The organism is Mesorhizobium sp. ZC-5 (assembly GCF_025753855.1).
Taxonomy (GTDB): domain Bacteria; phylum Pseudomonadota; class Alphaproteobacteria; order Rhizobiales; family Rhizobiaceae; genus Neomesorhizobium.
The window spans coordinates 69,691-89,666 of the sequence record NZ_JAOWPT010000013.1; the positions used below are offsets into that span (position 1 = coordinate 69,691).

The 19,976-nt window shown below is 64.1% G+C and carries 14 protein-coding genes; 8 read left to right on the forward strand and 6 right to left on the reverse strand.

What is annotated here, in order from left to right:
- Positions 1-223: 223 nt before the first annotated feature.
- Positions 224-1,612, forward strand: a complete 1,389-nt coding sequence (locus OHD58_RS25265; protein ID WP_263806435.1) for a hypothetical protein — start codon at positions 224-226, stop codon at positions 1,610-1,612.
- Between the two features lie 698 nt (positions 1,613-2,310).
- Positions 2,311-2,796 carry a VOC family protein gene (locus tag OHD58_RS25270; protein ID WP_263806436.1) on the forward strand — a complete coding sequence of 162 codons (486 nt, stop codon included), beginning with the start codon at positions 2,311-2,313 and terminating at the stop codon, positions 2,794-2,796.
- A 32-nt stretch (positions 2,797-2,828) separates the two neighbouring features.
- On the opposite strand, the gene OHD58_RS25275 is transcribed toward OHD58_RS25270, so the two are convergent.
- Both OHD58_RS25275 and OHD58_RS25280 read right to left on the reverse strand, forming a co-directional pair.
- On the reverse strand, positions 2,829-4,589 hold the full coding sequence (locus OHD58_RS25275) for a cisplatin damage response ATP-dependent DNA ligase (RefSeq protein ID WP_263806437.1): 1,761 nt from the start codon (positions 4,587-4,589) through the stop codon (positions 2,829-2,831).
- Positions 4,589-5,599 carry a ligase-associated DNA damage response exonuclease gene (locus tag OHD58_RS25280; RefSeq protein WP_263806538.1) on the reverse strand — a complete coding sequence of 337 codons (1,011 nt, stop codon included), beginning with the start codon at positions 5,597-5,599 and terminating at the stop codon, positions 4,589-4,591. Before OHD58_RS25280 ends, OHD58_RS25275 begins: the two co-directional genes overlap by 1 nt.
- 105 nt (positions 5,600-5,704) lie before the next feature.
- Between OHD58_RS25280 and OHD58_RS25285 the strand changes: the two genes are divergently transcribed.
- The gene (locus tag OHD58_RS25285) at positions 5,705-6,610 is read left to right on the forward strand and encodes a class I SAM-dependent DNA methyltransferase (protein ID WP_263806439.1); all 906 of its coding nucleotides are present in this window, start codon (positions 5,705-5,707) and stop codon (positions 6,608-6,610) included.
- A gap of 252 nt (positions 6,611-6,862) precedes the next feature.
- Here OHD58_RS25285 and OHD58_RS25290 read toward each other — a convergent pair whose 3' ends face one another.
- Positions 6,863-7,156 (reverse strand): GIY-YIG nuclease family protein, encoded by a 294-nt coding sequence (locus OHD58_RS25290; RefSeq protein ID WP_263806440.1) that lies wholly within the window; start codon positions 7,154-7,156, stop codon positions 6,863-6,865.
- Positions 7,157-7,400: 244 nt separating this feature from the next.
- Here OHD58_RS25290 and OHD58_RS25295 point away from each other — a divergent pair, with 244 nt between their 5' ends.
- The 3 genes from OHD58_RS25295 to OHD58_RS25305 all read left to right on the forward strand — a co-directional run bounded on the left by OHD58_RS25295 (position 7,401) and on the right by OHD58_RS25305 (position 11,186).
- Positions 7,401-9,923, forward strand: coding sequence for a ligase-associated DNA damage response DEXH box helicase (locus tag OHD58_RS25295; protein ID WP_263806441.1), 2,523 nt, complete (start codon positions 7,401-7,403; stop codon positions 9,921-9,923).
- Entirely contained in the window at positions 9,920-10,630 is a 711-nt protein-coding gene (pdeM, locus tag OHD58_RS25300) for a ligase-associated DNA damage response endonuclease PdeM (protein ID WP_263806442.1), read from the forward strand. The genes OHD58_RS25295 and pdeM overlap by 4 nt, the downstream gene beginning before the upstream one ends.
- 85 nt (positions 10,631-10,715) lie before the next feature.
- Positions 10,716-11,186 (forward strand): methyltransferase family protein, encoded by a 471-nt coding sequence (locus tag OHD58_RS25305; RefSeq protein WP_263806444.1) that lies wholly within the window; start codon positions 10,716-10,718, stop codon positions 11,184-11,186.
- 56 nt (positions 11,187-11,242) lie between these two features.
- Here the strand turns inward: OHD58_RS25305 and OHD58_RS25310 are convergent, their stop codons facing one another.
- The 3 genes from OHD58_RS25310 to OHD58_RS25320 form a co-directional block, all read right to left on the reverse strand.
- Complete coding sequence (locus tag OHD58_RS25310) at positions 11,243-12,028, reverse strand: TIGR02186 family protein (RefSeq protein WP_263806445.1); 786 nt, start codon at positions 12,026-12,028, stop codon at positions 11,243-11,245.
- On the reverse strand, positions 12,028-12,951 hold the full coding sequence (locus OHD58_RS25315) for a sulfite exporter TauE/SafE family protein (protein WP_263806446.1): 924 nt from the start codon (positions 12,949-12,951) through the stop codon (positions 12,028-12,030). Before OHD58_RS25315 ends, OHD58_RS25310 begins: the two co-directional genes overlap by 1 nt.
- A gap of 180 nt (positions 12,952-13,131) precedes the next feature.
- A complete protein-coding gene (locus OHD58_RS25320; RefSeq protein WP_263806447.1) occupies positions 13,132-16,914 on the reverse strand; it encodes a peptidoglycan-binding protein in 3,783 nt (1,260 codons plus the stop codon).
- Between the two features lie 448 nt (positions 16,915-17,362).
- On the opposite strand from OHD58_RS25320, the gene OHD58_RS25325 reads away from it, so the two are divergent.
- Positions 17,363-17,818: a MerR family transcriptional regulator gene (locus tag OHD58_RS25325; RefSeq protein ID WP_263806448.1), complete on the forward strand. Its 456-nt coding sequence runs from the start codon at positions 17,363-17,365 to the stop codon at positions 17,816-17,818.
- 219 nt (positions 17,819-18,037) lie between these two features.
- Complete coding sequence (locus OHD58_RS25330) at positions 18,038-19,834, forward strand: acyl-CoA dehydrogenase C-terminal domain-containing protein (RefSeq protein ID WP_263806449.1); 1,797 nt, start codon at positions 18,038-18,040, stop codon at positions 19,832-19,834.
- The last annotated feature ends 142 nt before the right edge of the window (positions 19,835-19,976 follow it).

Sequence of the window (19,976 nt, forward strand, 5' to 3'; positions counted from 1 at the left end):
TTCCTCGCTGGCAATAATTGACGTTTCCGTAAACGTCGCTCGTTCTAGCAGATGCCGTGGCGACCGCAACGAGGAATAAGCCGGTACTTTCGGCGACATTTCCGGTTGGAAAGACCGATCGCGGAGCGGAAAGCGTCGCCGATGACGCCGCAGCCGTTGATTGATTGCGCTGCTACGGCTAACCATCAGTATTTTCTGCGCAACAACGAGCGGGGAAGACTGTTTGGACGCTATCGAAAAGGCGATCAGGGGCGCCTTCGAAAAGGGGGATGCGGAAGACAAGGCCTTCCGCGAAAAGGTCTATCGCTCCGCTTTCGCGGCGCTTGACCGCGCCTTGCAGGCCAATCCGAACGTCACCGTCGAGACGGCGATCGCCCGCCGCAAGTCGCTGCAGGCGAAAGTCACCGAGATCGAATCGGAGTTCATTCCGGCGGTACCGGAGATCGACCCCGCTATTTTCGACTTCTCCGACGACAGCGCGGCGCCACCCGCCGTCGAACCCGGGACACGGCCGGTACAATCCGCCCCGGCGGTCGAGCCGGTTGTGCCGCCGGTCGTACAGGTCGCCGAAGCTGCGGCCACGCGTGTTGATCCGGTGCCAACCGTCGATGTCTCGCCGCCATCGGCGCCCGTCTCGGCCCCAACTGTCGACGCGCCGGCGATCGAAGCAAGCAGCAAGACCCAAGTCCCGCCGGCACCGCCTGTGGGTGTTTCCTCGCGCACGGAACCGTCCTTTGCACCGGAGCCTTCCGTCGCACCGGAGCCTTCCATCGCGCCGGAGCCTTCCATCGCGCCGGAACCTTCCGTCGAGCCGGTTGCCGGCGAGCAGGGCGAAGACCCGACGGCTTTCACGGCGCCCGATGTCGCTGCGCTCGACATGGACCCGCCGCGCCAGCCGCCCACCGAGGAAGATACCTATGAGGTTTCGCCGGACCCGGACGCAGCGGTCGTGCGCGAGCGGCGGCGGCCCTATGCGGCGATGTTCATCGCCGTCACGCTGTTCGTCGCTGCCGCAATGGGCCTGTGGTGGGCCGCCCAGACCGGGCTGCTGAAGTCGCCGGCCGAGCGCGACACCTCGGTTCCCAATCCGCCAGCGACGGCGGAAGCCGAGGATTTCATCCCGGAGGACGATGAGCCCGTGCAGGCTCCGAAGAAACCCGGCGAGACCGATGAGTTCAAGAACTGGATCACCGTCTTCAGCCCGGCGGACGCCAGCCAGGTCAGCGCGCCGAGCGATACCAGCGCGGAAGTGGTGGAAGACGACGAGGGGCCGGTGCTGCGAATCCGCTCGGGCACATCCGGCTCGGCTATCCTTTTCGATGTCGGACAGGGCGTGCTCGAACAGATCGCCGGAAAGCGGGCGATCTTCGACATCGTCGCGCGGGCCGAGGAAGGCCAGGAGACGCAGATTTCGGTCAGCTGCAATTTCGGCGAACTCGGCGACTGCGGGCGCAAGCGTTATGCCGTCGGCCATGAACGCGGTGAATTCCTGTTCGAGATCGAACTGCCGGCCGGGCAGCCGGGCGCCGGCGGCACCATCGCGATCAGCTCGGATATCAGCAATCAGGGCAAGGCCGTCGACATTTCGGAAATCAAGGTATCGGTCGAGTGATGCTCTCGTCGGGAGCATCCGCGACGCATCAATTGACCTGAGATATCCATAAGCACGCCTCTCCGTTGCCACGCTCCGGTTTTTGCCGGCCTGGCCATTGGGAGGCTGTGGTGCCTCCCGTGTAAAAAGTGTGGGGGAGGCGGTGCGCGCCTGCCGGACGGACCGACAGCGCTGTTTTCAGTAACGATGCCCGAAAGACGCGCACCGCCGGCGTTGCTGCCCCGCCCGGCTCGCCCTGTGCCAGAAGGCCGTAGGCTCACCGTACGTCGAGGGCCGGAACCTTGGAGGCATTAACGCACCCAGCCTCGCACCCGGAGCGAGGCCAGTCCCGACGCCGCTGTTCTCCCTGGTCAACCCGGTGGCCACCCAGACCCCCACAAAGAACAACACGGTCATTATGCGGGAGGCGGCGAAGGGTGTGGACAGACGATTTTTGCAGAAATCGTACAAGTCATTGAAACTGCTCGAAAGAATCTTCAAGCGAGGTCGGAAATCGCTCCAAACGGGCGGAATCTATCCACACCCTTGCGGGGCAGCTTTCTCCATGGGTGTCTGCCGAAAGCCCCCCGGCGGCCTCTCCTCACGAGGCGAACCCTGTGCAGACGACAGGAATACCGTCAGATTTTTCTTGGCCAAATGTCGGAACCGCGGTTCCCGGTACGTCCTTTGCCGGACAGCAAAGCCACAGGAGGACAAAAATGGCTATCCGCACCCGCATCTCACCGAATCTCTGGTTCGATTTCAATGCGAAGGAGGCGGTCGACTTCTACGTGTCGATATTCCCGGATTCAAAGGTGCTGCGCACGTCGCATTACCTGAAGGACAGCCCCGGACCCGAAGGCGAGATCATGACCATCGAGTTCCAACTCGACGGCCTGGTCTTCACCGCCATCAATGGCGGGCCGCAGTTCAAGTTCAACGAGTCGGTGTCGTTCCTCGTCGAATGCAAGGATCAGGCCGAGGTCGACAGTTACTGGACTGCGCTACTGGCCGGCGGCGGTGAGCCGGGAGTCTGCGGCTGGCTGAAGGATCGCTTCGGCCTGTCATGGCAGGTCAACTGGACGCCGCTGATCGACATGCTGCTCGATACCGACCAGGAAAAGGCCGGCCGCGCGATGCAGGCGATGCTCAAGATGAGCAAGCTCGATGCTGCCGTCCTGCAAAAGGCCTATGACGGAAAGTAGGGCGAGCAGCGGGCATTCAGCACAAACGGTTATCAGTCGAGCATCGCCGTCAGCGTTTCAAGCCGGTCCGCTTCATGGGCCGGCTTGTCCCAGCGCAGCCTGGAAATGCGCGGGAACCGCATGGCGACCCCGGATTTGTGCCGTGTCGAGCGGTTCAGGCCTTCGAAGGCGACTTCCAGCACCAGGCCCTGCTTGGCATCGGCGCGTACCGAGCGCACCGGGCCGAACCGTTCGACCGTATTGTCGCGCACATATTTGTCGATCTGCTTCAGCTCTTCGTCGGTGAAGCCGAAATAGGCCTTGCCGACCGGCACCAGTTCGCTGGCCTCCGGCGGCCCGGACCAGACGCCGAACGTATAGTCGGAATAATAGCTCGAGCGCTTGCCGTGGCCGCGCTGCGCGTACATCAGGACAGCATCGACCGTGTGGGGATCGCGTTTCCATTTGAACCACGGCCCCTTCGGACGTCCGGCGACATAGGTCGAATCGCGCCGCTTGATCATTACGCCTTCGATGATCGGGGGGGGTGGCGCCTTGCGCAGCGCTTCAAGCTCCGGCCAATCGGAAAAGCGAATAGTCGGTGACAGGTCGAAGCGCGACGGCTCCAGCAATTCGACAAAATCCTCCAGTCGCTGCCGCCGTTCGGCGAAAGGCAACTGGCGCAAATCCTCGGTCTCGACCTGCATGACGTCGTAGCAGCGCACGAAGACGGGAAAGCGCTCGCGGATCTTCGGCGACACCGTCTTGCGGTTCAGCCGCTGCTGCAGGTCCGAGAATGTGCCGGTCCACTCCGGCGGCGTGCCGACCAGGAGTTCGCCGTCGAGTGCCGCCTCGAAATCCATGGCGTCGACCAGGTCGGGGAAAGCGCCGGAAATATCGTCGCCGGTCCGCGAATAAAGCCGCCGCGTGCCGCCGAGGGATACGGCCTGCACGCGGATGCCGTCCCATTTCCATTCGGCGACATAGTCGGCGGGATCGAGCCTGGCGAGGTCGCTGTCCTCGACCGGATGCGACAGCATTACCGGGCGGAACAGCGCCTTGGCCGACTGTTTCGGCTTGGGCGCCTTGCCCTCCAGCCAGGCGAACAGCGACACGTAGGGCGGCGAGAGGCCATGCCAGAGTTCCTCGATCTCGGCGACATCGACCTTGCCGAAATCGGCCAGCGCCTGTTTTGCCAGCCGCGCCGAGACGCCGATGCGCAGGCCGCCGGTAACCAGCTTGATGATGGCGAAGCGGGCCGAGATGCCGGCATTGTCAAGCAGGCCCGCGAGCACCTTAGGTCCGTCAGAGCGGCTCGCCGATTGCAATTTTTCGACCACGTCGCCGAGGGTGAGGTGATGGTCGCTGCTGCTTGATGAGGTATCCGGCGAGGTACCCCCACCCCTGACCCCTCCCCTCAAGGGGGAGGGGGACTTTGGCATTGTCGTCTCACCTACGTCTTCAGTGACCTGTTTGGACATGGCCAATTCCCCTCCCCCTTGAGGGGAGGGGTTAGGGGTAGGGGTATTTTTTCTTGCATCGGCATCCGGCCAGACCAGCGAGACGGTTTCGGCGAGGTCGCCGACATAGTCGTAGGAATAGCCGAACAGCACCGGATCCATGCGCTCGACGACCAGCGCGCGGAGCATGGCCGGTTTCACCGCGGCAATCGCCAGGTCGCCGGTGATGGCGGCGAGCGCATAGCCGCGGTCGGGATCCTCGACGCCGCGGAAATAATCGGTGAGCAGGGTGAGCTTGCCGTTGCGCGACGGGGTGAGCACGAGGCGGTCGAGGAGTTCGGCGAAGCGGTTCATCAATCCCCCTCGTCCTCGTAGCCGACGAGATGGAGCGGGCGGGCCGAAATGCCGTTGAGTTCGCACCAGCGTACCAGCGCCTCCTCGCGGCCATGCGTGACCCAGACTTCGCCGGCGCCGGTCTCCATGATGGTGTCGGTCAGTTCGTCCCAGTCGGAGTGGTCCGAGATGATCAGCGGCAGTTCGACGCCGATCTGCTTGGCGCGCTGGCGGATGCGCATCCAGCCGGACGCGTAGCAGGAGACCGGGTCGGGAAAACGCCGCGCCCAGCGGTCGACGAAGGCCGACGGCGTGCCGATCACCACCGCGCCGGCGAAATCCTTCTTCGTCCCGCTCTCCACGGTCGCCGGCTCCAGCCGGCCGAGCGCGATGCCCTGGCTTTCGTAATACTCGCTGAGCCGCGCCAGCGCGCCGTGGATGTAGATCGGTTCCTGGTAGCCGAGGTCGCGCAAAAGGCGGATGACGCGCTGCGCCTTGCCGAGCGCGTAGGCGCCGATGAGATGCGATCGCTCGGGAAACTGCGCCACCGATTTCAGCAGCCGGCCCATTTCCTCACGGTCCGGCGGATGCCGGAACACCGGCAGGCCGAAGGTCGCCTCGGTGATGAAGACATCGCATTTCACCGGCTCGAACGGGACGCATGTGGGATCGGGCTGGCGCTTGTAGTCGCCCGACGCGACGATGCGGGTGGCGTTGTGCTCGACGCAGATCTGCGCGGACCCGAGCACGTGGCCGGCCGGGTGAAAGGTGACCTTGACGCCGTTGAGGTCGACGGTCTCGCCGAAGCTTGCCGGTTGTGTCGAGCCAGCGAAATCGTCGCCGTAGCGGATGGCCATGATGTCGAGCGTCTGCTGCGTTGCCATGACATGGCGGTGTCCGGACCGCGCGTGGTCCGAATGGCCATGGGTGACCAGCGCCCGCTCGACCGGCCGGACGGGATCGATGAAAAAGTCGCCGGGCGGGCAGTAGAGGCCTTCGGGGCGGGGGCGGAGCAGGTCGCGGGCGCGCATCAGGCAAAACATAGTCTTTTGCGGCCGCCAGAAAAGCCGGTTGAAAGATGCTCCTGACTCGACGATATAGCGCCCACCGGCGACATGGCCGGGTGGGGCACACTCTTGAAACCGCTAGACCGTTCCTCGGGCGACCTTCTTGCCGACCGCCGCGCCGACTATGCAGAGATGCTGTTCGGCTCCGGAGACCACGCGGCGGCAGCCGAACTGATGCTCGGCGCGCTGGAGCTGGCGCCCGGCTGGGCGATGGGCTGGTTCCGCCTCGGCGAGATGCAGGAAACCGCCGGCGCGCCCGACCGGGCGGGCGAAGCCTGGCGCATGGCCTTGAAGCTCGACCCCGCCGACCGCGCGGGCGCGGCGCTGAAGCTGGAACTGATTGGCGAGGCCCCGTCTTCGGCCGCTCCGCCGAGCCCCTTCGTCGAGGCGCTGTTCGACCAGTATGCCAAAAATTTCGACGCATCGCTGGTGGAAAAGCTCGGCTACCGCGTGCCGGAACTGCTTGACGGCGCGATCCGTGCGCAACGCGACCGGTTCGACTACGCGATCGACCTTGGCTGCGGCACCGGGCTGATGGGCGAGCGGTTGCGGCCAATGGCAAAATTCCTCGAAGGCTACGACATCTCGGCCGCGATGCTGAAGAAGGCCGAGACCAAAAGGATCTACGACAAGCTCGCCAAGGCCGATTTGCAGACGATACGCCTCGCGCCCGAAAGCGCCGATCTCGTCACGGCCGCCGACGTGTTCATGTACGTCGGCGCGCTCGACGGGGTTTTTGCCACGGTCGCCGCCGTGCTCAAGGCCGGCGGGCTGTTCGCATTTTCCGTCGAGGCGCATGAGGGGCCGGAGGATGTCGTGTTGCGCACCTCGCGCCGCTACGCGCATTCGGAGGCGTATCTGCGCCGGCTTCTGGAAAATGCCGGGCTGTCGGTCGTTTCGCTCGACCGCGCCGATATCCGCATGGACCGGGGCGCGGCGATCGAGGGGCTGATCGTGGTGGCGCAGAGATTGTAATTTGGTGCGTCCTTCGAGGCTCGCCCGCGAAAATCCGCGCCTGATTTCGATCGTCTGTGCGGGCTCGCACCTCAGGATGAGGACGGTGGGTGCTCGTTAGTCCCTAGTTCTGAGACAATCTCTCCCAAAATTCGGAAACGCCTCAGCATAAACGAGGATCTAAAACGCCCGAACGTCTCAAAACGGGGGATAACGAGCACCCACCGTCCCTATCCTGAGGTGCGAGCGCAGCGAGCCTCGAAGGACGCACGATCAGGAACTTGAAACGAGGTGACCTCGACGGGATAACGCGGGGAGCGCTTCGTAAGCCAACGCAATCAACGCTTCTTTCTTTTTGCGAGACCAGCCCTTGAGCTGCCTTTCCCGTGCGCTGGCATCCGTGATGCGATCATAGGACTCGGTGAAGACGAGTACCGCTGGTCGACGCCTTGTGGTGTAGCCATCGATCGGCAGGTTGTTATGCTCCCAAACACGTGCCTCGATTTCCTGCTTCGTCGAACCTACATAATAGGAGCCATCGGAACAGCGGAGCATGTAGACGGTCATTTCGAACTGCATATCCCGGTACCGATGTTTGAATTGTGCGTCCTTCGAGGCTCGCCCTTTGAGGCAGCAACCCATTTTGCATCGTCCGTGCGGGCTCGCACCTCAGGATGAGGGAGCTTAGCGCTAGTCTTCCTCATCCTGAGGCGCGAGCGCAGCGAGCCTCGAAGGACGCACGATAGCACGTGATCCCGTTTTGTTCTAGATTTCGCTTGGCGTCCACCGCTCCCGGCGCTACTTCTGGGCCGTGACGCAACAAGCCCGCCTCGCACCCGAAACTGCCGCAGCACGGCTGCCCGAACCTTTTCTCACCTGGTTCGCGGAACGCGGCTGGTCGCCGCGCGCGCATCAGATCGAATTGCTCGGCCATGCCCAGGCGGGCAAATCGGTGCTTTTGATCGCGCCGACCGGCGCCGGCAAGACGCTGGCCGGGTTCCTGCCGTCGCTCACCGAGCTTGCCACGCGGCCGAAGCGCAGGCCGGGCGAGGCGCATCGCGGCATCCACACGCTCTACATCTCGCCGCTGAAGGCGCTCGCCGTCGACATCGAGCGCAACCTCGGCAAGCCGGTCGGCGAGATGGGGCTACCGATCTCGATGGAAACTCGCACCGGCGACACGCCGGTGCACAAGCGGCAGCGCCAGAAGCTGGTGCCGCCGGACATCCTCCTGACCACGCCCGAGCAGCTCGCGCTGCTGATCTCGACCGCGGATGCCGAACGCTTCTTCTCCGACCTGCGTTATGTGGTGCTCGACGAATTGCATTCGCTGGTGACGTCGAAGCGCGGCCATCTTCTGTCGCTCGGGCTGGCGCGGCTGCGCCGTTTCGTGCCCGGCCTGCAGACCATCGGCCTGTCTGCCACCGTTGCCGAACCGGACGAATTGCGGCGCTGGCTGGTGCCGCAGAACCCGCCCGGCGCACTTTCCGAACTGATCACCGTCGCTGGCGGCGCCAAGCCGAATATCTCGATCCTCGATTCCGAAGAGCGGGTGCCGTGGGCCGGCCATATGGCGCGCTATGCGATCCCGGAAATCTACGATGCGGTGCGCAGGCACCAGACCACGCTTCTGTTCGTCAATACGCGCAGCCAGGCCGAGATGCTGTTCCAGGAACTGTGGCGGATCAACGAGGCGACGCTGCCGATCGCGCTGCATCACGGTTCGCTCGATGTCGGCCAGCGCCGCCGCGTCGAGAAGGCGATGGAGAACAACAGCCTGCGCGCCATCGTCGCCACCTCTACGCTCGACCTCGGCATCGACTGGGGCGATGTCGACCTCGTCGTGCATGTCGGCGCACCGAAGGGGGCGAGCCGGCTGGCCCAGCGCATCGGCCGCTCCAACCACCGCATGGATGAGCCGTCGAAGGCGCTCCTGGTGCCGGCCAACCGCTTCGAGGTGCTGGAGTGCCGGGCAGCGCTCGAGGCCAATTATCTCGGCGCGCAGGATACGCCTCCGCTGATCGACGGCGCTCTCGACGTGCTTTCACAGCATGTGCTGGGCAGCGCGTGCGGCGCGCCGTTCGACGCCGACGAGCTTTATAACGAGGTGATCAGCGCCGCACCCTACGCCCGGGTCGACCGGCCGACCTTCGATCGTGTCGTCGATTTCGTCGCCACCGGCGGCTATGCGCTCAGGAGCTACGAACGCTACGCCAAGATCCGGCTGACCAAGGACGGCAAATGGCGCATCTCACATCCGCGTTTTGCCCAGCAATACCGGCTCAACGTCGGCACCATCATCGAATCGCCGATGCTCAACGTGCGTTATGTGCGGCAGGGCAAGGGGGCCAGTTCGCGCGGTGGGGCGCCGCTTGGCAAGATCGAGGAATATTTCCTGGAAACGATGTCGCCGGGCGACACGTTCCTGTTCGCCGGGCGCACGCTGCGTTTCGAAGGCATCCGCGAGAACGAGGCCTACGTCTCCAACGCCACCGGCGTCGATGCCAAGGTGCCGGTCTATGCCGGCGGCAAGTTTCCGCTGTCGACCTACCTCGCCGACCAAGTGCGCGGGCTGCTGGCCGATCCCGAGCAATGGAAGAAGCTGCCGGAACAGGTGTCGGACTGGCTGCGGCTGCAGCAGGAGAAATCGGTACTGCCGCGCAGGCAGGATCTTCTGATCGAGACGTTCCCGCGTGCCAACCGCTTCTACATGGTGGTCTATGCCTTCGAGGGCCGGCTGGCGCACCAGACGCTCGGCATGCTCTTGACCCGCCGGCTGGAACGCGCCGGAGCCCACCCAACCGGCTTTGTTGCCACCGAATATTCGCTGGCGATCTGGGGGCTGGAGGACATGGGCGCCATGTTCAGGAAGCGGAAGCCGTCACTGGCACAGCTGTTCGACGAAGACATGCTGGGCGACGATCTCGACGCCTGGCTTGCCGAGAGCTGGCTGCTCAAGCGCACCTTCCGCAACTGCGCGCTGATTTCCGGGCTGATCGAAAAGCGGCATCCGGGCCAGGAGAAGAGCGGCCGCCAGGTGACGGTCTCGGCCGACCTGATCTACGATGTGCTGCGCTCGCACGAGCCCGACCACATTCTGCTCCAGGCGACACGCATAGACGCGGCGTCGGGACTGCTCGATGTCAGCAGACTTGCCGAGATGCTGTCGCGCATCAAGGGTCGAATCATGCATAAGGATCTGGAGCGCATTTCGCCGCTCGCCGTGCCGGTGATGATGGAGATCGGCAAGGAGGCGGTGGCGGGCGAGGCGAACGAGATGCTGCTTTCCGAGGCGGCGGACGATCTGATCGAGGAAGCGATGGGCACGGCATGAGCCAACCCGCGGTGGGACAGGCGGCAAGACCGGAGGAAATCGAGATCGCCGGCGAGCGCGCCGTCTGCGACCAGAACGGCGTGCTGTACTTCCCCGAACTCGACCTGCTCGCCGTTTCCGACCTGCATCTGGAAAAGGGCGCCGCCTATGCGCGGCGCGGCTCCTTCGTGCCGCCTTACGACACCGCGGCGACCTTGCTTCGGCTGCAGGCGATGGTGGCGCATTACGATCCGCAGATGGTGATCAGCCTTGGCGACAGCTTTCATGACGGCAAGGGTGCCGCGCACATGCCGGATATCTTCCGCGACCGGCTCACCGCGCTGATGGCGGGACGCGACTGGTTCTGGGTTGCCGGCAACCATGATCCCGATGCGCCGGAAGGCCTGCCCGGCGAAACCGTGCAGGAACTCGCCATTGGCAATCTTGTGTTTCGCCACGAGCCGTCCGCCGTGCCTGTCCGGGGCGAGATTTCCGGGCACCTGCATCCATGCGCCCGCATCGTGCAGCGTGGCCGCTCGGTGAGGCGGCGCTGTTTCGCCAGCGATGGAAGCCGGCTGATCATGCCGGCCTTCGGCTCCTATACGGGTTCGCTCAACGTGCTCGATCGCGCCTATGCCGGCCTGTTCAGCTGGGATGCCTTCATGGCCTATCTGCTGGGCGCGCGCCGCATCTATGCCATCGCCGGCTCCATGCTGCAGCCGGGGTGATCCTTTAGGGCTGCCGTAGCTTTGGAGGTGGTTTGACGGTAGTCTGCAAGGTGACATAACCAAGGACCTTGGTTTCACTCCCGCCATGGACGACACGGCTGATACCGCTCAAGTCATTGTCCGGCCACCGCTTGCGTGGGGGCTTGCCGTCATCGCGGGGTTTGCGCTCGACTGGCTCGTGCCCTTGCCGTTTCTTCCGGCTGGCCTGGCTGCAGGTTGGTTCGGAGGGCTGGTGTTTGCCCTTGCACTGGCGCTGTTCGCCTGGGCCATCGTTACCATGACCAGGGCCGGTTCGAGCGTTCCCACCAACCTGCCGACCGCCACCATTGTCGAGAGCGGTCCGTATCGCTTCACGCGCAACCCCATCTATCTCGGCATGCTGCTGGGTCTGGTCGGCCTGGCCATAGCGTTCGACAATCTCTGGCTGCTGGTGATGCTGGTGCCTTTCGCGCTCGTCATCCGCTATGGCGTGGTGGCCCGCGAGGAGGCCTATCTCGAGCGCAAATTCGGCGATGCCTACCGCGGCTACCGATCGCGCGTGCGGCGCTGGCTGTAGCGCCCCGATTGCACGGTTCGATGCCGGGTGAGTTGCCCTTCTATCGAAGGAAAGGATCAATCCTTGCGGAAGATGATGCGGCCGAGCCAGCCGGTCAGCATCGCCAGCGCCACCGCGAAGACGCCGTACAGAAAACCATAGTCGCGCGAGGCAACGAAGATCGACTGTTCGAAGCCTGCCTTGAGGATGGCAAGCTGCGCCGAGGTTTCCTTGATGAAGAGGCCGTTGCGGAACAGGAAGGCGCGCGCCTTGTGGGTGCCGACGGGCACGTTGGGCGCAAGCTCCACCGTTGCGCGGAAAAGGTTCTGCGACAGGAACTGCACGCCGCCGATGCGATGGTTGTAGAGGCCGATGGCCTGCTTGCGATCGCGCAGCGCGTCGGTGAATTCCTGGATCGTTACCGGTCCCGCCCGCTTGTTTTCCGGCTCCATGTAGATGTTGGAGGCACCCAGCGAAAGCCGCCTGTAGTTGTTCGGGCTGGTCATGTCCTGGAAGGCGCGCGTCGTCGCCACCGAGTAGGAGATGGGTACGTTGAGGAAGGTTTCCGACCTGGTGTTGATCCACATGCCGAGAATGCGATCCTTGCGGCGTACCACGACGGGCCGCGCCGGGCCCTCCAGAACGACGATGACATCGTAGCGGCCCTGGCGGCTGATCAGCGGGTCGGGATTGCTGAGTGCGCCGAAGATCGTCAGGTCGGCGCCCGCGAAATCCGAGGTGATCGAAACGCGGTCGGTGGAAAGGCCGATCTCGATGCTTTCGGGATTGGCTTCCTGCGCCAGCGCGCTTCCGCTTGCCAGCAGCGCGGCGAGGCAGATCCAGGCGAGATGCCGGAAGGCCATCAGATGCCTCCCAGTGCGGTGAGCGAATAAAGGCTCGCCGGCCTGACGAAAAGATCGAAGGCAAGCCGCAGCGCGACCGCCAGCACCAGCGCCGCAAGCAGCGCCCGCAATTGCTCGCCGCGCAGCTTCTGCCCAGCCCGGGCGCCGTATTGCGCGCCGGCCACGCCGCCGACCATCAGCACGAAGGCAAGCACTACGTCGACCGTCTGGTTGGCGGTCGAATGGATCAGCGTCGTGTAGGCGGCGACGAAGATGATCTGGAACAGCGACGTGCCGACGACGACATTGGTCGGAACCTTGAGCAGGTAGATCAGCGCCGGCACCATGATGAAGCCGCCGCCGACGCCCATGATGGCGGCGAGGAAGCCGATGCCCGCGCCGAGCCCCAGCACGGGGATGACGCTGACGAACAGTTTCGACGTGCGAAACCGCATCTTCAACGGCAGCTTGTGGATCCAGTTGTGCTGGCCGGATTTCTTCATGGTCGGCGCCGCACCCGACCGTGTGCGCTGCATGGCGCGCACGCTCTCGACCATCATCAGGCCGCCGACGGTGCCGAGCAGCACGACGTAGAGCAGCGAGATGAACAGGTCGAGCTGGCCGACGGCGCGCAACAGCGCGAAGACGAAGGCGCCGATCGTCGAACCGAAGATACCGCCGGCAAGCAGCACGGTGCCCAGCTTGAAGTCGAGCGTCCCGCGCTTCATGTGCGCCAGCGCACCGGAGAAGGAAGCAGCGATGACCTGGTTGGCGCCGGTGGCGACGGCAATCGCCGGCGGGATATTGTAGAAGATCAGGAGAGGGGTGATGAGGAAGCCGCCGCCGACCCCGAACATGCCCGACAGAAATCCGACCGCTGCGCCCATGGCGAGCAGCACGAAAACATTGACAGACATTTCGGCAATCGGGAGATAGATGCCCACCCGTCAAACTCTGAAATTAGCGCCTGCTCTCGCCCCCTGACGAGATGTAACGAACGACTAATTCGTAGTTGCGCCGACATTGCGGCGAAGTCAAACTTTGTGGCTTACTTGGTTAAAAAAATTCGCAGCACTTCCAATGGGATGACGAGCCCGGCGTCCCGAGGCGCTGGGCCGCCGCAATCATTTCTTTTCGAGCAGGAGCTTGACCAGCTTCTCGTCGACAAGGCCGGTCGCGTCCATGCCGTTGTCGCCCTGGAAGGCGGCGATCGCTGCCTTGGTCTTGTCGCCCATGACGCCGTCGGCGCCACCGGCATCGTAGCCGTTCTTGTTGAGGATACGCTGGATGTTCTGCACCACCTGCTTCATGTCGATGCTGGCGGTCTTGGCGTCACTCTCCTGCCAGGAGTCGGGAATGTCGACCGTATTCGTCGCTGCGTCGACGGCTTTCGGCTTCCATAGTTCGGCAGCGGCGCGGGCCTTCTCCAACTGTTCGGGCCGCAGTGCCTTGGCGATTTCGTCGCGCTTGGCGGCGGCGTCGCGGTCGCCGGTCTTGGCGACCAGCGCGAACCATTTGTAGGATTCTTCCAGGTTCTGCTCGATGCCGACGCCCTTGGCGGCGAGGATGCCGAGATTGAACTGGCTGTCCTTGACGCCGAACTCGGCGGCCTGCGTGAACCAGCGTGCCGCTGAATCATTGTCGGCGACGCCGTCGGCTCCCATCGCGAACAGCACGGCCAGATTATGCATGGCGCTGGCGTTTCCTTGCGAGGCCGCCATCTGGTACCAGGTCTTGGCCTTTGCCACGTCGCGGGTAACGCCAAGGCCCTTCTCGTAGAAATTTCCGATGCGGTACTGCGCCGGGGCAAAACCCAGTTCCGCCGATTTCTCGTACCACTCCGCCGCCTTTTTCATGTCGGTCTTGACGCCGCGGCCGTCCGCATAACGCGAACCGATCTCGAAGATCGCCTTGGTGTCGCCGGCTTCGGCGGCTTCGCGCAATGGCACCGGACCGGCCTCGACCGGCACCGCAATGGCGCTGACCGCCGGGGCGGTGGCGAGCGGCGAGGCTGGAGGTTCGGTGCTCGCGGTCGGCTCCATGTCGGCGCCTTCGCTGTCCTCGTCCTGAAGTTCGGGCTTGAGGTCGGCAGCTTGTGGCAGGTCAGCAGCTTGCGGCGCCGAGTCGGCAGTGTCGGCCTGGGGCTCGGCTGCTTCCTCGCCGGCCATTTCCGGCTCGGAAGCGGCCTCGGGCGCCACAGTTGCCGTGTCGTCCGCCGCGGTCTCGGGCACAGCGGTCTCCAGCGGCGAGCGCTCGGCCGCATCCACCTTGCGCACCGCCGGCGCTTCCGGCTCGGTGGCCTGCGATGTCGCGGCCGGCTCCTGCGGCGCGGCAGTTTCAGGCGCGGCGGTCCCGGATGCGATGCCGGCCGGCGGCACGTCGACGCGGGCCACTTCCCTGTCGTCGGCGAGGAAGGCCTTGCCAAGCTGCATGCCGGCGAGAGCCAGCATGATCGCGGTCGCCGACAGGAGCATCGTCTTGCGCTTCGAGCGGAAAAGCGAGCCGAGTTTAACCCGGCCGCCGCCGCTGTCGGTTTCCGAATTCTTCTTCAGCATGTCGGCTTCGGCGGCCGCCGCCTGCGCTGCCCGCCGCGCCGCGGCGATGAAGTCGGACTTCGCGGCGTCGGTATCGCTGGCTCTCGCCGGCTGGCCGCGCTCGTCGCGCACGCGCTTCATGATGGCGCTGAGATCCGGCGCGCCCGATCCTGGCTCGAGCGGCCGGTTGGCGAGTTTCGGGTCGAGTGGTTCGTCGAGGTCGACGGTCGGCGCTTCCATCGCCGGTGCTTCGGAACCGGCGAGCGCAGGCTCTTCGCCTTCCTTCTTGCCGCCGAAGGCCCGAGACAATCCACCCAGCATCGAGCGCATGCGGCCGCCAGGTTCAGCCTCCACCGTATCGTCGGTGCTGAGCGCGGCTACGGCTGCTGCGGCGGCGGCTTCCGCCGGCGAACGCGTGACGGAAGGTTCGCCCCAGCCTCTCGCGGTCATTTCCGCGTCGATGCTGTCCGGCTCGGGCGAATCCGCGGTTTCGATCGACGGGGCATTGCCGAGCGACAGCTTTTGCGCCGGCGCGGCTGCCGGGCTGGTTTCCAGCGAACCCAGCCGGTCGACGATCTTGAGCAGCGTGTCGTGGATGGCCTCGAAGGTCTTCGAGTTGCGTTCGTCGGAGCGGCGGGTCAACCCCTCCAGCGCCTTAAGATCCTCGGCGAGGCCGGCGACCGCGGCGGCGTTGGTCTTCGAGCCGGCAAGCGACTGGACCGCGTCTTCGGCGGCTTTGCGCGCAGCGGCAAGAATGGTCTCGCGGCTTCCGGCGATCGACTTCTCGATGTCGACCAGGCGGGGCGCGATGTCCTCGAACTCCGGCATTGGCGAACTCGGCCGCGCCAGATGCGCCGACAGGCCGGAAACCTGCGCTTCCAGATTGCGGATCAGGTCGGGATCGATGCCTGCGACCTGCGAGGCCGAGGTGTCGAGACGGCCCGAAATGTCTTCGAGACGGGCTTCGAGACCACGAATGGCATCGTCGCTCGCCGTGCCGCCCCGGGTTTCGAGCTTGCGCGCGAAATCGGTGAAGCGCTGGTCGATGGCTTGCATGATGCCGGTGTTGTCGAGGCTGCCGGAAGCTGTGCGCTGGTCGAGCCGGTCCGCCACTTCGTCGAGGCGGCGCTCGAGATCGCGGAAAAGCGCCTGTCCGTGCTCGATCGCATCGCCCTGGCGGCGGTCGAGCATGTCGGACAGCATGTCGAAGCGCTGTTCGATGCCTTGCAGGAACTGGTCGGAGACCGCCGCGGCAGGCGCGCGATCGAGCTTTTCGCCGATCGTCGCGACTTGCCGCGCCAGCCGTTCGACCGCCTGTTCGGGCAGGTCGGCGCGCAGGGCGAGTTCGTCGACACGCTGCGACAACAGGTTCAGCCGGTCGATGACCTCGACGTTCGGCCGCTCGTCGACGAGTTCCTCCAGCTGCCTTGCCAGCGAGGTGATCCGCGCCTCGATGCGTTCGAAGGGTTGCGGATCGAGGGTTGGGAGGTGGGTGGAAACGGCGGATGCCACGATAGCGCGGGAAATCTCGTCGAGCCGCTCCTCGATCTGGGCGAAGGCGTCCGGCCCGCGGTGATCCTGCTGGCGCGCGAAATGATCGACGGCGCCGGCCAGCATGCGCACCTTTTCTTCCAGCGACTGCAGCGACAGCGATTCCGGCAGGTTGTTCACCGCCTCGTTGATCTGCTCGAGCCGGCTGTTGAGCGCGGCCATTTCCGGATCTTCGCCATGACGCAGCGCGCCGGTCGAGATGCGGTCCTCGAAAGCGCTCCAGCGCCGGTCGAAATCGTCCCAGCGCCGGTCCACCGATTGCACGGTCTCCTCGCGCGCCAGCATATCGAGCGCCGATTTCACCTGCTCCAGTTCGAGGCGCAGCAGGTTGATGCTCTTGTCGTCGCTGCGTTCGGAGAGTTCGTGGATTGCGCCCGACAGGCGTTCGAATTCGACGCCGAGTTCGGCTCCCGCTTTCGCAGAGGCCGGCGAGGAATAGGCGAGCGCGATCTCCTTGCGCAGGCTGTCGAATTCGCGGCGCAATCCGGACGTCATCTGGTGGCGGAGTTCTTCGCGCAGTCCCTTCAGTTCGCCGGCAATCTTGCCGACCGCGGCAACGCCGTCTTCCTGGCCGCGCACCCGGTCGAGGTCGCGGGCGAGGGACTGATAGGGCTTGTCGGCCATCTGCCGCGCTGCCGGCATCCGCGGCGGCCGGGCATAGGGATCGTCTCTCTGCGTACGCGGATCAGGTCGCGGATCGTGGTTTCGCTCCAGCCGCTGTTCCAGGTTTTCGAGGGAGCGGTTCAGGTCTTCCAGCGAAGTATATGGTCGGCGCTGCCGCCCGGCATTGAGAGAATCGAGATAGGATCGCTTGCTGTTCATCGAAACGCCCGTTTGCCAAAGGATGCCGGCCCCTTCCGGCTTTCCCAAATTCCCTGCCGGGAACGAACGCGGCCGCGCGGTTCTCGCAACGGCGGAAGATGGTCTTCCAGGGCTTGTCACCCTCGATCCGAAAAGCCGTGAAGAATTCGATACAGGATAACCACGGAACACCGACATGCGCACAATTCCCCAATCGTGGTAAACAAGCCGTTAACCAAAATTACCAAGCTGCAAAGAAAGCGTTAAAAGGTGCGACACAGTTGCCCTTTCCGGTCGCTTGCGTTGCGGAAGGCCACCCACTATATGATTTACGTAAACGTAAACGGCATGCAGATCGCGCCGCTTGCGATGAATTGTCGAAACCTTGAATGGAAGCCCTGAGCCCCACGGCTTCCCTTCGTGCGTCCCTGGCCAAGCCGGGCGCCACAACCGGGCAAAGCGAAAAATGATGAAACTGATGACGGCGGCCGACGCTGCGGCCAACACGAATGAAATCGCCATGGATGCGCAGGACGGCTTCATCCGTATCGGCGAAATGGCCAAGCGGCATGATGTGACGCTGCGCACCTTGCGCTTCTACGAAGACAAAGGCCTGCTCAATCCGAAGCGCGAAGGCGCGACGCGGCTCTATTCGCGCCGTGACAACGCCCGCCTGAAACTCATCCTGCTCGGTCGTAAGGTCGGCTTCTCGCTGCGCGAAGTGAAGCAGATGATCGATCTCTATGATCCGTCGGGCACCAACACCAAGCAGCTCAAGCTGGCTCTCGACAAGTCCGAAAAACAGCTCGGCCGCCTGCAGAAGCAGCGCCAGGCCATCGACGAGGCAATCGGCGAACTGACCGAAGCCATGTCGGTCGTGCGCCACATGCTCGCCGAGCGCCAGAAGGTCAGCGCCTCGGCCTGACGGCAGGCCTGTTACGACCTTCCTCGAATTGAACGCCGCGCTTTGCGCGGCGTTTTGTTGTTGGGGAGCTGAAACGGCCAGCCGATTCCCGCAGGAAAATTTGCGCTCACCAGAAATTGACGTTTACGCAAACGTCAATATTTGCTACATGCATATCAACGGTGGCCTCATGCCTTCGAAAAGGCGTGCGGGCCGACAATGCATGTTGGAGGATGACGCATGCCGATCTACAGGGCGCCGGTCCAGGATACGCTTTTTGTTCTGAACGATGTGCTGGGTTACGAGCGCTATTCGAATCTCCCCGGCTTTTCCGACGCGACACCCGATATTCTCGAAGCGATTCTCGCCGAAGGCGCCAAGCTGGCCGAAAACGTCATGCAGCCGACCAACCGTGTCGGCGACATGGAAGGCTGCTTGCGCCATGACGACGGCTCGGTGACGACGCCGAAGGGTTTCAAGGATGCCTACGACCAGTACCGCGAAGGCGGCTGGATGGGCCTCGCCGCTCCCACTGAGTTCGGCGGGCAGGGACTCCCCTACACCGTGCATTCGGCGGTCGGCGAATACATGTCCTCGGCCAACATGGCGCTGATGATGTATCCGGGTCTCACCCAGGGCGCCATCGCCGCGATCCTGACGCACGGCTCGGAAGAGCAGAAACAGAAATACCTGCCGAAGATGGTCGAGGGTGTCTGGACCGGCACCATGAACCTGACCGAGCCGCATTGCGGCACCGATCTCGGCCTGCTGCGTTCCAAGGCGGTGCCGAATGGTGATGGCAGCTACAAGATCTCCGGTCAGAAGATTTTCATCTCGGCCGGCGAGCACGACATGGCCGAAAACATCATCCATCTGGTGCTGGCCCGCATCGAGGGTGCGCCGGAAGGCGTCAAGGGCATCTCGCTGTTCATCGTGCCGAAGTTCAAGCTGAACGGCAGCGATGAACTGGGCGACCGCAACGCGGTCTCCTGCGGCTCGATCGAGGAGAAGATGGGCATCCACGGCAATTCGACCTGCGTCATGAATTATGACGAGGCCGAGGGCTATCTCATCGGCGAGGCCAATGGCGGCCTGAAGGCGATGTTCGTGATGATGAACGAGGCGCGCCTAGGCGTCGGCCTGCAGGGCCTTGCGGTGTCGGAGGTCGCTTACCAGAACGCCGTCAGCTACGCCAAGGAACGCATCCAGGGCCGTTCGCTGTCCGGCCCGAAGGCGCCGGACAAGAAGGCTGACCCGATCATCGTCCATCCCGACATCCGCCGCGCACTGATGACCATGCGGTCGTTCAACGAGGCCGGCCGCGCGCTGATCCTGTGGACGGCGATCAAGTCCGACGTTGCCCACCGCTCGGGCGACGAGAAGGAAAGCCAGGCGGCCGACGACTTGCTCGGACTGATGACGCCGATCATCAAGGGCGTGCTGACCGACAAGGGTTTCGACCATGCGGTGATGGCGCAGCAGGTGTTCGGCGGCCATGGCTATATCGAAGAGCACGGCATGAGCCAGTTCGTGCGCGATGCCCGCATCGCCATGATCTATGAAGGCGCCAACGGCATCCAGGCACTCGACCTCGTCGGCCGCAAGCTGGGCTTGAACGGCGGCCGCGCCGTGCAGGCCTTCTTCAAGGAAGTCGGCGAGTTCTGCGAGGAAAACCGTTCGGACGAGAATATGGCGCCCTATACCAAGGCGCTGAAGAAGGGCCTCAACGATTTGCAGGCGGCCACCATGTGGCTGATGCAGAACGCGATGGCGAAGCCCGACAATGCGGGCGCGGCCTCGACCGACTATCTGCATCTCTTCGGCCTTGTCGCGCTGGGCTACATGTGGGCGCAGATGGCGAAGAGCGCGCAAGGCAAGCTGGCCGAGGGCGCCAACGGAGAATCGTCGTTCTATGAAACCAAGCTGGTCACCGGCCGCTATTTCATGGAGCGTGTCATGCCGGAGACCGCGGCGCATCTCGCCCGCATCTCGACCGGCGCCGACACGCTGATGGCGCTGCCGGCGGAGGCGTTTTGAGCAGGATTGGCAGATAGCTGACGAGGATCGATAGGTGCCCTACGTTGCCCCCCTCTGTCCTGCCGGACATCTCCCCCACAAGGGGGGAGATTGGCTGTCATGTTCGCTCCCGCCAGACTTCAACGGTGCAAGATGTGCGCCA

Bases quoted from the DNA above. Each gene is read 5' to 3' on its own strand.
- OHD58_RS25270 (WP_263806436.1), top strand. From the start codon at position 2,311: ATGGCTATCCGCACCCGCATCTCACCGAATCTCTGGTTCGATTTCAAT.
- OHD58_RS25275 (WP_263806437.1), bottom strand. From the start codon at position 4,589: ATGAACCGCTTCGCCGAACTCCTCGACCGCCTCGTGCTCACCCCGTCG.
- OHD58_RS25280 (WP_263806538.1), bottom strand. From the start codon at position 5,599: ATGCGCGCCCGCGACCTGCTCCGCCCCCGCCCCGAAGGCCTCTACTGC.
- OHD58_RS25290 (WP_263806440.1), bottom strand. From the start codon at position 7,156: ATGACCGTCTACATGCTCCGCTGTTCCGATGGCTCCTATTATGTAGGT.
- pdeM (WP_263806442.1), top strand. From the start codon at position 9,920: ATGAGCCAACCCGCGGTGGGACAGGCGGCAAGACCGGAGGAAATCGAG.
- OHD58_RS25305 (WP_263806444.1), top strand. From the start codon at position 10,716: ATGGACGACACGGCTGATACCGCTCAAGTCATTGTCCGGCCACCGCTT.
- OHD58_RS25310 (WP_263806445.1), bottom strand. From the start codon at position 12,028: ATGGCCTTCCGGCATCTCGCCTGGATCTGCCTCGCCGCGCTGCTGGCA.
- OHD58_RS25320 (WP_263806447.1), bottom strand. From the start codon at position 16,914: ATGAACAGCAAGCGATCCTATCTCGATTCTCTCAATGCCGGGCGGCAG.
- OHD58_RS25325 (WP_263806448.1), top strand. From the start codon at position 17,363: ATGAAACTGATGACGGCGGCCGACGCTGCGGCCAACACGAATGAAATC.
- OHD58_RS25330 (WP_263806449.1), top strand. From the start codon at position 18,038: ATGCCGATCTACAGGGCGCCGGTCCAGGATACGCTTTTTGTTCTGAAC.